Below are 14502 nucleotides of genomic sequence, written 5' to 3' on the forward strand. Positions count from 1 at the left end.
TCCACATGGAAACATTTATCTGCGCTTGCTTCCCCTGGCGCGCTTGCCCCGCCTTGCGCTTTGCGCTAGTCTGGCTGGCAGACGGTGTTGACGGCGCGCCCGCGGCAGGCAAGGGCGCCATGATAACAAATCGCGGGAGACCCCCATGAATGCTTTTGATACGCATGAAGTTTTCAACCAGGCCACGCCGTTTGAAAACGTCAACCTGTTCGCCTGCGACCCGGCGCTGATCGAAGCGCTGCTGCGTGAAGGCGGCGGCGCGGCGCTGCAGGAGCTCGACGCGCTGGGCGACAAGCTGGGCCGGCCCGAGACGTATGCGCTGGCGCGTCTGGCCAATATCCACACGCCCGAGCTGCAGCAGTTCGACCGGTCCGGCCGGCGCATCGACGAAGTGCTGTTCCATCCGGCCTGGCATGAACTGATGGACATCCTCGTGGGCGCCGGCGCGCACGCGTCGCCCTGGGCCTCGCCCGGTCCTGGCGCCCAGGTGGCGCGCGCGGCCGCCTATCTATTAGTGGGACAGGTGGAAAACGGCACGCAGTGTCCCGTGACGATGACGTATGCCTCGGTGCCTGCCCTGCGCCAGGCGCTGGATCTGCCGCAGATCGCGCAGCGCTGGCTGCCGAAAATCCTGTCGCGCGAATACGATCCCCGCTCCTTGCCGGTGGAGCAGAAGCGGGGCGCCCTGGTCGGCATGGGCATGACGGAAAAACAGGGCGGCTCGGACGTGCGCAGCAATACCACGCGCGCCGTGCCCGTGCCGCCGGACGAGGCGCAAGCGCTGTTCGGTGCAGAGGCAGGCGGCGCCTGGCGCATCGTCGGCCACAAATGGTTTTTTTCGGCGCCCCAGTGCGACGCGCATCTGATCCTGGCGCAGGCGGACGAGGGCGGACTGTCGTGTTTCTTTTTGCCCCGCTACCTGCCCGACGGCAGCCGCAACGCCATCCGCGTGCAGCGCCTGAAAGACAAACTGGGCAACCGCTCGAACGCCTCGTCGGAGGTGGAGTTCACCAATGCCTACGGCTGGCTCGTGGGGCAGCCGGGGCGCGGCATTCCCACCATCCTGGAGATGGCCAGCCATACGCGCCTCGATTGCGTGCTGGGCAGCACCGGCATCATGCGCGCCGCCTTGACGCAGGCGCTGCACCATGCGCGCCAGCGGGCCGTGTTCGGCAAGCCGCTGGCCGAGCAGCCGCTGATGCAAAACGTGCTGGCCGACCTCGCGCTCGAGTCGGAAGCGGCCACGGCGTTTGCGTTGCGCCTGGCCCGCTGTTTCGATGAAAAGGACGATGCAGGGCAGGCGATGCTGGCGCGCGTGCTCACGCCGGCCGGCAAGTACTGGATCTGCAAACGGGGGCCCGGCTTCGGCGCGGAAGCCATGGAAGTGCTGGGCGGCACGGGCTACGTGGAAGAGGCGCCGCTGGCGCGCCTGTACCGCGAACTGCCCGTCAACTCGATCTGGGAAGGCTCGGGCAACGTCATGTGCCTCGACGTCTTGCGCGCCTTCGGCAAGTCGCCGGCCGCGCGCGACGCCCTGGCGGCCGAGCTGGCGCTGGCCGGCGATGATGACGCTTCCTTTGTGGCCTGCCGCGCGCGCCTGCTGGCCGACCTGGACGGGCCGCAGACGGATGAGTTTGGCGCCAGGCAACTCTCCGAACGCATCGTGCTGGCCGTGCAGGCGGCCTTGCTGCTGCGCCATGCGCCGCCGTTCGTCGCGCAAGCTTTCCTGCAGTCGCGGCTGGTGCAGGCGCCGGGCGGGGCGTATGGCCGCTTGCCGGCCGGCACCGATTGCGCGGCCATCCTGGCGCGCGCGCTGCGCGAGTATTGATTTCAATAAATCCGAAAATTCCGGCCACAGGCGGGCTGCGGACTGGGATAATGCTGCAATCCATGATTTTATCGACACACAGCGCGCTTGCGGTGCATGCTTGCCGCCGCGCCAGAGAGTAGAGAAAGAAAAACAATATGAAACAAGACCCACGCTTCCCGAATTTGTTCATTACCGATCACCCGTTGATCCAGCACAAACTGAGCCACATGCGCGAGCACGACACGTCGACGCGCACCTTTCGCGAATTGCTCAAGGAAATCACTTTGCTGATGGGCTATGAAATCACGCGCGATCTGCCGCTGACCACGCGCGAAATCAAGACCCCGCTGGTGACCATCGATGCGCCCGTCATCGCCGGCAAGAAACTGGCCATCGTGCCCATCCTGCGCGCAGGCATCGGCATGAGCGATGGCTTGCTGAACCTGGTGCCGTCGGCGCGCGTGGGCCATATCGGCGTGTACCGCGACCCGGCCACGCACATGCCCGTGGAATACCTGGTGCGCCTGCCGGACCTGAACGAGCGTACTTTCATCCTGTGCGACCCGATGGTGGCGACCGGTAATTCGGCCGTGTATGCCGTCGATGTGCTGAAAAAACGGGGCGTGACGGACGAGCAGATCATCTTCCTGGCCCTGGTGGCCGCACCGGAAGGCGTGACCGTGTTCCAGAACGCGCACCCGAACGTCAAGATGTTCTGCGCCGCGCTCGACTCGCACCTGGATGACCACGCCTACATCGTGCCGGGTCTGGGCGACGCCGGCGACCGTATCTTCGGCACCAAGTAAGTCATTCAGGCGAGTATTGCGATGGCAACCTTGATCGATCCGGATTTCCGCACGCGTTTGCGTGCGTTGAACGAAAAGTATGCGGCCAGCGTGCCGGCCCTGATGCAGGCGATTGCGCAGGCAAGCGGCCGCTGCGACAGCGAAGGCGCCCGTCTGGAACCGTTGACGGAGCTGCACCGCGCGCTGCACGCGGTGGCCGGCTCGGCCGCCACCTTCGGCTTTGCCGCGCTGGGCCAGGAATGCCGGCGCATCGAACAGCTGGTGCGCGCCATGCTCAATACCCCAGCGCAAGCGGTGGCGGAATGGCCCGCCTTGCGGGCGCAAGTGACGGCGCTACTGGACTGGGCCGGACGTGATGCGGCCGCCACCCATTTCACCGCGTGAGCGACAGCACTACAGAGATGTGGTTGCAATGATTCATTTGATGCAACGCAAAGCACCCGCGTCGAAGATTAGGATATAGTGTCTCCATGCCGCTGGTAAAGGGCGCCGCAAGACGGGGATTTGGCTATTAAAGTAGTGTTCGCAAGTTTATTTTGCGAAAGAATGGTTTTTCTCAGTTTTGTTGGTATAATTGGGCATCGTTGGATTCGAGGTAGTAGTGCAGTTTGTCTGTCATTTCTTTCTTGCTTCAAACGATATAACGGGCGCAAGCCCAACTTAACTGAAATAGGAAATTGTAATGGCAACTGGCATCGTAAAATGGTTCAATGATTCGAAGGGTTTCGGCTTTATTACCCCTGACGAAGGCGGCGAAGATCTGTTCGCTCACTTCTCGGCTATCCAGTCGAACGGCTTCAAGTCCCTGCAAGAGAACCAACGCGTTTCTTTTGAAGTGACCGCTGGCCCTAAAGGCAAGCAAGCTTCGAACATTCAGCCAATCTAATACGCTGGATCAAACGAAATAAAGAAATCCTCGGTCTCCGAGGATTTTTTTTCGCCTGAATTTCCGTGAGGTATGGGTTTTGCGTGGGCTGCGCGCTCTTTTGGCGTGCTTGCGTCACCGTGTAGGTCGGCTTAGCGCTTGCGCGTAAGCCGACAATGGCGGTGCTGGCGAGGTGCATGGGCTGGCGGTGTCGGCTTACGCTGCGCTAAGCCGACTTACGCCGACTTGCGTCGACCTACGTCGACCTACGCTGACCCATGCCGGCCTGCGTCTCGCACGTCGCGGTGCGCAATCAAGCCGTTGCGAATACCTCTGATTTTTGGCCGGCATGCCTCGCCGGGCAGGCGGGTAGCTGGTAGGTCGGCTTAGCGCTTGCGCGTAAGCCGACAATGGCGGTGCTGGGGAGGTGCATGGGCTGGCGGTGTCGGCTTACGCTGCGCTAAGCCGACCTACGCCGACTTACGTCGACCTACGTCGACCTACGCTGACCCATGCCGGCCTGCGTCTGGTACGTCGCGGTGCGCAATCAAGCCATTGCGAACCCCAGTGATTTTTGGCCGGCATGCCTCGCCGGGCAGGCGGGTAGCTGGTAGGTCGGCTTAGCGCTTGCGCGTACGCCGACAATGGTGGTGCTGGGGAGGTGCATGGGCTGGGGTGTCGGCTTACGCTGCGCTAAGCCGACCTACGCCGCCCTTAGCCGACCTACGCACGATCAGGGGGCTGAAGTTGTTCCTTCATGCGTCACGACGGGGGCAAAACTGTCGCGCAGCAGCTTGGGTCCGGCATCCTCAGATGGCGCGCTCGCGCCAGTAGTCGGGTTGGGAATATGCATGCCGCAAAAAATCCACAAATGCCCGTATGCGCAGCGGCAAGTGGCGGCGTTGGGCGAAGACGGCATAAATATCATTGCCCGGCGCGGCGAACTGGTCCAGCACCGTCACCAATTGGCCCGATTCGATCTCCGCGCCCACTTCCCACATCGAGCGCCACGCCAGGCCCTTGCCTGCCAGGGCCCAGTCGTGCAGCACTTCGCCATCGTTGCAGACCATATTCCCTGCTACTTTCAGAATCACATTCTTGCCGTTTTCGCGGAAGGTCCAGCCCCGCTGGCTGCCTTCGCTGCTGATCGCCAGGCAATTGTGCTTGACCAGGTCGGCCGGGATACGCGGCGTGCCCGCCCGTTTCAGATAGGCGGGCGAGCCGACGAGCACGCGCTGGTTGTCGGCCAGCTTGGTGCTCACGAGCGAGGAATCGGACAGACTGGCGATGCGGATGGCCACGTCGATGCCTTCGCCGATCAGGTCGACGAGGCGGTCGTTCAGATTCAGCGACACCGTCACGTCGCGGTGCTCGGCGACAAACGAGGGAATCAATGGCGCCACGTGCTGGCGCCCGAAGCCGGCCGGCGCGGAAATGAGCAAATGGCCGCTGGCTTTGACGCTGCGCTCGGCCACGGCCGCTTCCGCCTCTTCCAGTTCCCCCAGAATGCGCTGGCAATCTTCCAGGAAGGCGGCGCCTTCATTCGTGAGCGCCAGCTTGCGCGTCGTACGCTGCAGCAATTTGACGCCCAGGCGCTGCTCCAGCGCGTCGAGACGGCGGCCTATCATGGCCGGCGCGATGCCTTCCGCGCGTGCGGCGGCCGACAGGCTGCCCTTGGCCACCACTTCCACGAAGGTCGATATTTGTCTGAACTGGCCCATGTGTTGCTCCCGCTATGTCATCACTTGTGATAAAAACGCATAGATGAAGTGATTTTTAATCTCGTTTCCATGCCTTATAGTGCAATACTATAGAACAAACGCGCCGCCTGGCAGAGTGTTTTTGCGCCTCTGTCCAGCTTGCCTGCGCAGTTGTTGCGCTTATACTTGGATCACCAGATTTCCTTTGCTTATATTGACTAAAAACCGGAGAACTTCATGACGCAGAACACGATCGCACTTCCCGATGGCATGCAAATCACGGGTGACATCGCCCCCGGCTACGAACAGATTTTGACGCCGGCCGCGCTGGCGCTGGTGGCCAAGCTGACGCGTGCATTCGAGCCGCGCCGCCAGGAGTTGCTGGCCGTGCGCGTGGAACGGGCCAAGCGCCTCGACGCGGGCGAGCGTCCTGATTTTCTGCCAGAAACCGCGCACATCCGCGACGGCGACTGGAAGATCGCGCCGATTCCGAAGGCGCTGGAATGCCGCCGCGTGGAAATCACCGGTCCCGTCGAGCGCAAGATGGTCATCAACGCCTTCAATTCCGGCGCGGACAGTTACATGACGGACTTCGAGGATTCGAACACGCCGAACTGGGATAACCAGATCACGGGCCAGATCAATATGTATGACGCCGTGCGCAAGACGATTTCGCTCGAGCAAAATGGCAAGTCGTACAAGCTGAACGACAAGATCGCGACCTTGGTTGTGCGTCCGCGCGGCTGGCACCTCGATGAAAAGCACGTGCTGGTCGACGGCAAGCGCATTTCCGGCGGCATTTTTGATTTCGCCCTGTTCATGTTCCATAACGCCAAGGAGCAGCTGGCGCGCGGCGCCGGCCCGTATTTCTACCTGCCGAAGATGGAATCGCACCTGGAAGCGCGCCTGTGGAACGACATCTTCGTCATGACGCAAAACGAACTGGGCTTGCCACAAGGCACGATCAAGGCGACAGTGCTGATCGAAACCATCTTGGCGGCGTTTGAAATGGATGAAATCCTGTACGAACTGAAGGAGCACAGCTCGGGCCTGAACGCGGGCCGCTGGGATTACATCTTCTCGTGTATCAAGAAATTCAAGCTGGACAAGGATTTCTGCCTGGCCGACCGCGCGAAAGTCACGATGACGGCGCCCTTCATGCGCGCCTACGCCTTGCTGCTGCTGAAAACCTGCCACAAACGTGGTGCACCGGCCATCGGCGGCATGGCGGCCTTGATCCCGATCAAGAATGATCCGGAAAAGAACGACATCGCCATGGGTGGCGTGCGCAACGACAAGGCGCGCGACGCCACCGACGGTTATGACGGTGGCTGGGTTGCCCATCCGGGTCTGGTGGAACTGGCCATGGGCGAGTTCACCAAAGTGCTGGGCGACAAGCCGAACCAGATCGAGAAGCAGCGTCCCGACATCGACGTCAAGGCATCGGACTTGCTGAACTTCCAGCCGGAAGCGCCGATTACGGAAGCCGGTTTGCGTTACAACATCAACGTGGGCATCCACTACCTGGGCAGCTGGCTGGCCGGCAACGGTTGTGTGCCCATCCACAACCTGATGGAAGACGCGGCCACGGCCGAGATCAGCCGCTCGCAAGTGTGGCAGTGGATTCGTTCCAGCAAGGGCGTGCTGGAAGACGGCCGCAAGGTGACGGCAGACATGGTGCGCGCCATGATTCCGGAAGAGCTGGCCAAGGTGCAGCGCGATGCGCCGGGCGGCAATGGTCCGACCTATGTGCGCGCCGGCCAGATTTTCGAGGAAATGTCGACGTCGGAATCGTTCGCCGAGTTCCTGACCTTGCCGCTGTACGAGGAAATCTGATCCTGATCAAATGACAGCATAAAAAAATCCCGGCGATGCGATCAGCATCGGCCGGGATTTTTTATGGCGAAAGGGTACGTTTAAAAATTATTTTTCCACATCCGCAAAGCTGCAAACGCTTCGACGGGCGAAGCATCGGTGGTCAGCTTGCCTTCCACCTTCAGGCTGCTCAGGATGGCCGGTTCGCGGTAGCGCAGGAAGGGGTTCGTGGCCTTCTCAAGGGCAATGGTTGACGGCACGGTCGATAAACCCTGCTGGCGCTTTTCCGTGTCGATGGCGATGCGTTCCTGCAAGGCCACATTACCCGGCTCGACGGCGTTAGCGAAGCGCAAATTGGACAAGGTGTACTCATGCGCGCAAAATACCTCGGTATCGTCGGGCAGGGCGGCCAGCTTGCCCAGCGAGTCGGCCATCTGGCCCGGCGTGCCTTCGAACAGGCGGCCGCATCCGCCCGCAAACAGGGTGTCGCCGGAAAACAGCCACGGTGCGCCGCTGCGCTCGTCGCGCTGGCGCACGTAGGCGATATGCCCCTTCGTATGGCCGGGCACGTCGATGACGGTCATTTGCAAGCCCAGTTCGGGCACGTAAGCGACATCGCCTTCGGCAAGCGGTTCCGTGATGGCTGTGATAGCCTCATTGCGAGGTCCGAAGACGGGGACGGCGAAATGCTGCAACAATTCAGGCACGCCACCCGTGTGGTCGGCGTGGTGATGCGTGAGTAAAATGGCGGACAAGGTCAACTGATGGGCTTTGAGCGCATCGAGGATGGCCATCGCATCGCCGGGGTCGACCACGGCGGCGTGGCGGCCGTCATGGATCAGCCACAGGTAATTGTCGGCAAAAGCGGGCACGGCAAGTACCGATAAAGCGTGTTCAGGGGAGTGTGTCATGAGCAAAAGAGAAAACTGAATGGACAGTGTGGCATCCGAAAAATCCATTATAGCGCTTGACGGCTGGCTGCAGACGCCGGCCGGTGTGTACGTGCGCGCCTGGGAGCAGCAATGTCTCGACAGTCTGACCGTTGACATCTTCGGTTTTAATGCCGTGCAGATAGGTTTGCCCCAGCTCGACGCACTGGCCGCCAACCGCATGCCGAATAAATGGCTGCTCGATTCGCGCCTGCCATCGCGTCCGCCGCAAGAGAGTCGTTTGACCCTCGTGTCGGCCTTTGACGAGTTGCCGTTCGACTCGCAAAGCCTGGACCTCGTGGTCTTGCCGCACGTGCTTGAATTTGCCGCCGAGCCGCACCAGGTCTTGCGCGAAGTCGAGCGCGTGCTGATCCCCGAGGGGCGCGTGATCGTCTGCGGCTTCAATCCGGCCAGCCTGTGGGGCGTGCGCCAGGGGCTGGGGCGGGTCACGGGACGCCATTACCTGCCGCAGGCGGGCGAGCTGATCTCTATGCCGCGCATGAAAGACTGGTTAAAATTGCTGAACATGGGCGTCAGCCAAAGCTACTTCGGCTGCTACGCACCTGCCTGCAGGACAGAAAAATGGCTGCGCCGCAACGCTTTCATGGACAAGGCGGGCGCGCGCTGGTGGCCATATCTGGGCGCAGTGTATATAGTGCAGGCGATCAAGCGCGTCAAAGGGATGCGTTTGATCGGTCCGGCGTGGACCAAGAAACCGGCGACGGCGCCCGCAGGCGCACCGGTCACGAATAAAAGGCGGGAACAGCAAGATGGATAAGGTAGAGATTTACGCCGATGGCGCATGCAAGGGCAATCCCGGCACGGGCGGTTGGGGCGCGCTGATGGTAGCCGATGGCGCCAAGAAAGAAATTTACGGCGGGGAACTCAATACGACGAATAACCGCATGGAATTGAAGGCCGTGATCGAAGCCTTGACGGCGCTCAAACGTCCGTGTCAGGTGGTGCTGTATACCGATAGCCAGTATGTCCAGAAGGGCATCAGCGAATGGATCCACGGCTGGAAGGCGCGCGGCTGGAAAACGGCGGCCAAGGCGCCCGTGAAAAACGTCGACCTGTGGCAGGCGCTCGATACGGCCCAGGCCGTGCATGAAGTGGAATGGCGCTGGGTGCGCGGCCACAATGGCCATCCTGGCAATGAGCGAGCCGATCAGCTGGCCAACCTGGGCGTGGAAACCGTGCGCGCCTAAGAACGCCCAACCCAACCTACTGCGCGGCGCGCTTTGCGGCCTGTGATGCTCGCCGTACTAGAGTACGGTTGCGCTTCTCGGCCACAAATCACTGCCGCTCGCTACGGTTTTGTTGGGCGTTCGAACATGTCTGGGTGCGATTGCAGCAGTACACAGGTTTGCTATACTGTGCCCTTCGCTTTTTGCTTTTACGAATGAATCCGCCATGCGTCAAATTGTTCTCGATACTGAAACCACCGGCCTCAACCCGCGCACGGGCGACCGCATCCTGGAGATCGGGGCGGTCGAACTGAACAACCGCATGTTGACGGGGAATAATTTCCACCATTACATCAATCCCGAGCGCGATTCGGAAGAGGGCGCGCTGGCCGTCCACGGATTGACGACGGAATTTCTCAGCGACAAACCGAAATTCGCGGAAATCGCCGACGAATTCCGCGCCTACATCGCCGGCGCCGAACTGATCATCCACAACGCCCCGTTCGATATCGGCTTCCTCAACGCGGAATTCAAGCGCCTGAACCTGCCGCCCGTGCATGAACAAGTGGTTGGCGTGATCGATACCCTGGTGCAGGCGAAGGAAATGCATCCGGGCAAGCGCAACTCGCTCGACGCCCTGTGCGACCGCTACGGCGTCTCGAACGCCCACCGCAAGCTGCACGGCGCGCTGCTCGACTCCGAATTGCTGGCCGACGTCTACCTGGCCATGACGCGCGGGCAAAACAGCCTGAGCATGGAAGAAGAGGTGGAAGTGGCCGCCGACGGCGCCGTGCTGGAAATCGTGCCCCTGGCCGAAGTCATCTTCCAGAGCGCCACGGCCGACGAACTCGCCGCCCACGCAGCCACCATCGCCGGCCTCGACAAGGCCGCCAAAGGCCAGTGCATCTGGAGCGCCGTCACGTCGCCGCCAGCGGCCGCCTGAGAAAAAAGCGGGGCATGGTAAATTTCCTCTTGCCAGCCCTTGCAGATGCCGCAACACCTATGCGATAATTCGCCTCGCTTCGGGAGGTTAGCTCAGGGGTAGAGCACTGCATTCACACTGCAGGGGTCGCAAGTTCGAAACTTGCACTTCCCACCAAATTTTTCGTTTGTATTCAATGACTCAGGATTTCATCTTTTGTCTGAATACGAACTTGGGGCAAACTTGGGGCAATGGGATTTTCGTCCATTGTCCAGTCCCAAACGATACGGCCGCTTCCTGCGGCCGTTTTCATATCAAGCAGGCTTACGCCTATCATATCTCTTCCTTGCTCTCAAAGCCTAAGCCACGCATGTCGTCTGCTATCGGCCGGGCGGAAACGGTCGGTCGCGACCTTCAGCAGTCCCTGCAAGTTCATATTTTTATCTGGACGAACAATAAAGTCGGACATCCTAGACGGCACATTTTTCATCGCAGCGCCAGTGGCGTCAGAGCCATGCCAGACGGGATATCAATCTGCCCGGCCCAAGGCGCCCCGTTCCACCAAGCGGTGGGCGTCCCCCGTGTTAATCCGTGTCAACTTGCCGGATTGCGCGCCGTGACGATCCATGCCGCGCCGTCGATCATCACCGAGCGCTCGCCGGGGCGGCCCGCGAAGACGGTACGGACGGCGACCGCGGCGCGGGCACGGATCTCATCGGGCTGAGCGGCGAGCACGCGCGACAGCGGGCCGACCTCGAGCGCCATCTTCACCGCGTCGTCGATCGCAGCGTCCCGCGTTCCGCCCTCGCCGAACGGGACGGAAGCATCGAAGGGCGCGATAGCGATATCGGTGAAACCGGCTGCCGTCAGGATGCGCGTCACCCGATCCCGCTCGCCGAACGAAAACGGGCCGGGCGCTTCGGGATCGGGCGGCGCGGTCAGCGCGACGATGCCCTGTATCGCGCCCATCGGCAGGCGCATCCATTCGTTCTCGGCCGCGCCGCGCCAGCAGACGAAAGCGACCCGCCCGCCCGGCCGCAGCGCGCGTCGCATATGGGCGAACGCCCCTGTTGGATCGCCGAAGAACATCACCCCGAAACGCGAGAACAGGATGTCGAACGCGCCTTCCGGCAACTCGGCACTGCTGGCGTCGGCTACCAGGAACTGGGCCGGCGTATGTTGTGGCGTAAGCGTGCGTGCGCGGCCGATCAGCGATTCGGATATGTCCACGCCCAGCACTTGCCCCTGCGCGCCGACGCGGGCGGCCAGAGCCAGACTCGACGCGCCTGCGCCGCAGCCGACGTCCAGCACGCGCTCGCCCGTCGCGGGCGCGGCGGCTTCGATCGCGGCTTGGCCGAACACCGCCACCATGGCATCAAGCCGGGCCTGGTTTGCGACCCAGCGCTCTCCGCTTTGATCATTCCAGTCGGCGACCTGATAGGCATTTTGCTCTGTCATGCTATCTCCTTGTTCTGATTTGTTCTTGACTAGACCCCTTTTGTCGAGGCAGGGGGGAATGACACGAGTCGGCCCCACGCCGCGATCCGTTCCGCGATCGCCTCGGGGGCCTCGATGTGTAGGAAGTGGTCGACGTCGGGGGACGACCTCCATCGCATGCCGTGCGGCGAACCGATGGCGGTCCTCGACCTGCGCGGAGAGGATCTCATGAACGTGAGTGGGTGAGGAATTGCGAGCGCGGCCGCGCGTTCGATCTGCTCCGCCGCCAACCCCGACAGCAGCGCTCCCGGATAGATGACGGGCGGAGGGATGTGTACACCGGCGCTGTCGGGTTCGATGGCCATGCTCATCACAAATCTGTGCCCTCAAACCAGCATCGACTGCTGAGCGGAGATACCCGCCGTTGCGCCCTGCGATATTGCCGTGGTGACCGAGGCCATGGCTGGGTTTGCAAGATCGCCGGCGGCGTAGATGCCGGGTATGCTGGTTTCGCGGCGCTCGTCGACCTTGATGGCGATGCCCAGTGGCGTATTGACTGTAGCGAGGCCCAGTGATTCATGCAGGCTTGCGGACGGCTTGTTGCGCGGATGCGCGAACAGGATGTCGACCGCGACATTGGTGGCGGTATCGAGCTTGACAGTGGCATTTTCGCCTCCGTGTCGGGTGATTTCCATGATTCGGCCATCGACGACAGGTATGTTGCGGCGCGCCAGATCGGCCCGGATATCGGGTGGAATGTCGTGCCCATCGGCGAAGACCGTCAGCGTCTCGGTCCAATCGCCGTACAGCCTGACATAATTGTGCGACTGCGGACCAGACCAGACAAGGCCCCAATGCTGGCCGGCGACTTCAAAACCGTCACAATAGGGGCAGGGCACAATGGACGTGCCCCAGCCTTCGGCGAAGCCCGGGATATCAGGCATTTGATCGACGACGCCATAGCTCAGGATCAGGCGACGTGCCCTTAGGCTTTCGTTATCGTCAGTGACGACGCAGAAATCGTCGATCGTACCGGAGATGCATTCGGCACGGGCAGTGACCAGCCTGATCGTTGGATAGCGCGCCAGCTGCTGCCGCGCCTCGACCAGGATGTCCAGCGGCGGCTTGTGATCGTGGCCGAGCAGACCATGCGAATGGCCGGCAAAGCGGTTGCGCGGCCGGCAACTGTCGAGGACCGTGACCTTGCGGCGGGCACGGCCGAGCTGCAGGGCGGCGGCGAGGCCAGCAAAGCTGCCGCCGATAATGATGACGTCATTCATGGTGATGGACTCCGTGTGTGGGTGAGGGCTGGGCAGGGCTTGGCGCGCAATAACCTGTCCATTGGGTTTGCACGTTTTGGATACTATGTGGTATCCTAATTAAAGAATTGGATACTGTCAAGTACTGGAATTTTTATGACTGAAAAAAATCAGGGCCGGCGCGGCCGGCCAACCAACGAGGCGCTTGGCCAAACGATCGCCGACGCTGCGTGCGAGCTTTTTGTGGAATTGGGTTTTCAAGCGACGACAATGGACAAGGTCGCCCAGCGGGCGAAGATATCCAAGCTAAGCATCTATCGGCACTTCGAGAACAAAGAGGCGCTGTTTAGCGCTGCCATTGCGGCCCGCTGCCATCAGTTTGCACCGCAGGCCCTGTTTGAAGGCGTAGACGGTTCGGCCGAGGATCAGCTCATGGCGGTGGGATCATCCCTGCTTCGCACGTTCTTGAACCCGGACGTCCGTCGTATCGAAGCCATGATCATGGCCGACAAGACGAGTCAACAGTCGCTAAGCAAGCTCCAATACGAAGCAGGCCCCGCCCATGTCATCGCCCAAATCGAGGCTCTGTTGCGTCAGTTGCACGCGAAGGAGGTTCTGCATGTGCCCGATCCTCGCCGGTCCGCCCGCTTGTTTGCCGCGCTGTTAAAAGGTTCCGATCTGCTGATCATCGCACGCTTCAATGAAGCGATAGCGGAGGACGACAACGAAATCGAATCCTATTGCCGGTCCGCAGTCGCCATGTTCATCGCCGCGCACGGTGGCAACGACCATGCGGGCGGATGCAGCTGATTGCTCCGGGCATTTCATAGTAGCGGGAGGGGGGGCTTGGTGGTGCGAAAACTTGCCAGACAGTGCCAGGCTGAAAACGAAAACAGCCCGCATTTAGGCGGGCTGAGAGGTGCTTTAGTGCTCTTTGGTGTCGGCTTATGCCTGACGCGGGACCATCCCACTCGATTACTTTTTGACTGACGGGTACATTAAACCACTGCACTGACTCGTTTGCCTCATCCGAAGTCGGGTAACTTATCTGAATGGCTGTTGACGAAGATGAGGCGAGCGAATTCGTTCGACAAATAGACCTAGATCGCGTGTGATCGCAATCGACCGCTCGCATTTCGAGGGTACTCCGATGTACATGTAGTAGTCATAGCCAAAATGGACATACGCCTTGCCTGGCACGACGAGTTTTCCCCAGGCCTCTTCGCGAAGGACAAGACGCGCGAAATCGAGGCTTTGAGCAATAGATAGGTTCCCCCGGTGCAGAAAGCCATCTGCGGGGGCGTCGCGACATTCCAATGCCGTCAACGCCAATGACTCGATACCTGCCTCATCCAGGAAACTTTTCATAGCAGACAGGTAGCTATTTTCAACATTCAGATACACCGCCTCAGACAGCATCCCAGCGTCAAATACCCGTCCGATATCAGATCGCGAAGTCCAATCGCAGCCTGTGTATCCGCCTGTCGCATCTCTCAGCGAGGGGTCATATTTTGTTACACGGTATTGATTCTTCATGGTCGCGATTCAGGCAGAAGGGAACTGAGCAAATCCATCACTGACAAAGGCTGCTTTTGGCTGCGGGTTCAATCGATCAACGCAACACTTTAACTTAAATGCATCATTGCAGAGCTGAATAGATAGGCCAGCCCGATCTCGTCGTTGGATCGGGCAGCTACGAGATCGCACACCAGGTGCCTGGCAGGACGCCCATGCCAAACACGATCCATCGGTTTTTCATCTTTCAAGAACTA

The 14502-nt window shown here is 60.9% G+C and carries 14 protein-coding genes and 1 tRNA gene; 10 read left to right on the forward strand and 5 right to left on the reverse strand.

Annotated elements, in window-relative coordinates; all coding sequences use genetic code 11:
- Positions 1-145: 145 nt before the first annotated feature.
- The 4 genes from IGS60_RS04835 to IGS60_RS04850 all read left to right on the forward strand — a co-directional run bounded on the left by IGS60_RS04835 (position 146) and on the right by IGS60_RS04850 (position 3502).
- Complete coding sequence (locus IGS60_RS04835; RefSeq protein WP_230502736.1) at positions 146-1828, forward strand: isovaleryl-CoA dehydrogenase; 1683 nt, start codon at positions 146-148, stop codon at positions 1826-1828.
- 137 nt (positions 1829-1965) lie between these two features.
- Entirely contained in the window at positions 1966-2616 is a 651-nt protein-coding gene (gene upp / locus IGS60_RS04840) for a uracil phosphoribosyltransferase (RefSeq protein ID WP_046682928.1), read from the forward strand.
- A 21-nt stretch (positions 2617-2637) separates the two neighbouring features.
- The gene (locus IGS60_RS04845; RefSeq protein WP_070291633.1) at positions 2638-3000 is read left to right on the forward strand and encodes an Hpt domain-containing protein; all 363 of its coding nucleotides are present in this window, start codon (positions 2638-2640) and stop codon (positions 2998-3000) included.
- A 298-nt stretch (positions 3001-3298) separates the two neighbouring features.
- Positions 3299-3502, forward strand: coding sequence for a cold-shock protein (locus tag IGS60_RS04850; protein WP_010398811.1), 204 nt, complete (start codon positions 3299-3301; stop codon positions 3500-3502).
- A 788-nt stretch (positions 3503-4290) separates the two neighbouring features.
- Here the strand turns inward: IGS60_RS04850 and IGS60_RS04855 are convergent.
- Complete coding sequence (locus IGS60_RS04855) at positions 4291-5202, reverse strand: LysR family transcriptional regulator (protein ID WP_230502738.1); 912 nt, start codon at positions 5200-5202, stop codon at positions 4291-4293.
- Between the two features lie 216 nt (positions 5203-5418).
- Here IGS60_RS04855 and aceB point away from each other — a divergent pair, with 216 nt between their 5' ends.
- Positions 5419-7017 (forward strand): malate synthase A, encoded by a 1599-nt coding sequence (aceB, locus tag IGS60_RS04860; RefSeq protein WP_070223472.1) that lies wholly within the window; start codon positions 5419-5421, stop codon positions 7015-7017.
- A gap of 80 nt (positions 7018-7097) precedes the next feature.
- Here the strand turns inward: aceB and gloB are convergent, their stop codons facing one another.
- On the reverse strand, positions 7098-7907 hold the full coding sequence (gene gloB, locus IGS60_RS04865; RefSeq protein ID WP_070223473.1) for a hydroxyacylglutathione hydrolase: 810 nt from the start codon (positions 7905-7907) through the stop codon (positions 7098-7100).
- A gap of 19 nt (positions 7908-7926) precedes the next feature.
- Here gloB and IGS60_RS04870 point away from each other — a divergent pair, with 19 nt between their 5' ends.
- The 4 genes from IGS60_RS04870 to IGS60_RS04885 all read left to right on the forward strand — a co-directional run bounded on the left by IGS60_RS04870 (position 7927) and on the right by IGS60_RS04885 (position 10211).
- Positions 7927-8703: a class I SAM-dependent methyltransferase gene (locus IGS60_RS04870; protein ID WP_121669758.1), complete on the forward strand. Its 777-nt coding sequence runs from the start codon at positions 7927-7929 to the stop codon at positions 8701-8703.
- Complete coding sequence (gene rnhA, locus IGS60_RS04875) at positions 8696-9133, forward strand: ribonuclease HI (protein ID WP_034784447.1); 438 nt, start codon at positions 8696-8698, stop codon at positions 9131-9133. Before IGS60_RS04870 ends, rnhA begins: the two co-directional genes overlap by 8 nt.
- A gap of 205 nt (positions 9134-9338) precedes the next feature.
- Complete coding sequence (gene dnaQ / locus IGS60_RS04880) at positions 9339-10055, forward strand: DNA polymerase III subunit epsilon (protein WP_230502740.1); 717 nt, start codon at positions 9339-9341, stop codon at positions 10053-10055.
- An 81-nt stretch (positions 10056-10136) separates the two neighbouring features.
- Positions 10137-10211, forward strand: a tRNA-Val gene (locus tag IGS60_RS04885).
- Positions 10212-10628: 417 nt separating this feature from the next.
- Here the strand turns inward: IGS60_RS04885 and IGS60_RS04890 are convergent.
- A complete protein-coding gene (locus IGS60_RS04890; RefSeq protein ID WP_230502742.1) occupies positions 10629-11492 on the reverse strand; it encodes a class I SAM-dependent methyltransferase in 864 nt (287 codons plus the stop codon).
- 365 nt (positions 11493-11857) lie between these two features.
- Positions 11858-12751: an NAD(P)/FAD-dependent oxidoreductase gene (locus IGS60_RS04895; RefSeq protein WP_070223477.1), complete on the reverse strand. Its 894-nt coding sequence runs from the start codon at positions 12749-12751 to the stop codon at positions 11858-11860.
- A gap of 135 nt (positions 12752-12886) precedes the next feature.
- Here IGS60_RS04895 and IGS60_RS04900 point away from each other — a divergent pair, with 135 nt between their 5' ends.
- The gene (locus IGS60_RS04900) at positions 12887-13540 is read left to right on the forward strand and encodes a TetR/AcrR family transcriptional regulator (protein WP_230502743.1); all 654 of its coding nucleotides are present in this window, start codon (positions 12887-12889) and stop codon (positions 13538-13540) included.
- 234 nt (positions 13541-13774) lie between these two features.
- Here IGS60_RS04900 and IGS60_RS04905 read toward each other — a convergent pair whose 3' ends face one another.
- Entirely contained in the window at positions 13775-14266 is a 492-nt protein-coding gene (locus tag IGS60_RS04905) for a hypothetical protein (protein ID WP_230502745.1), read from the reverse strand.
- Between the last annotated feature and the right edge of the window lie 236 nt (positions 14267-14502).

This window comes from Janthinobacterium sp. FW305-128 (assembly GCF_020858135.1).
Taxonomy (GTDB): domain Bacteria; phylum Pseudomonadota; class Gammaproteobacteria; order Burkholderiales; family Burkholderiaceae_D; genus Janthinobacterium.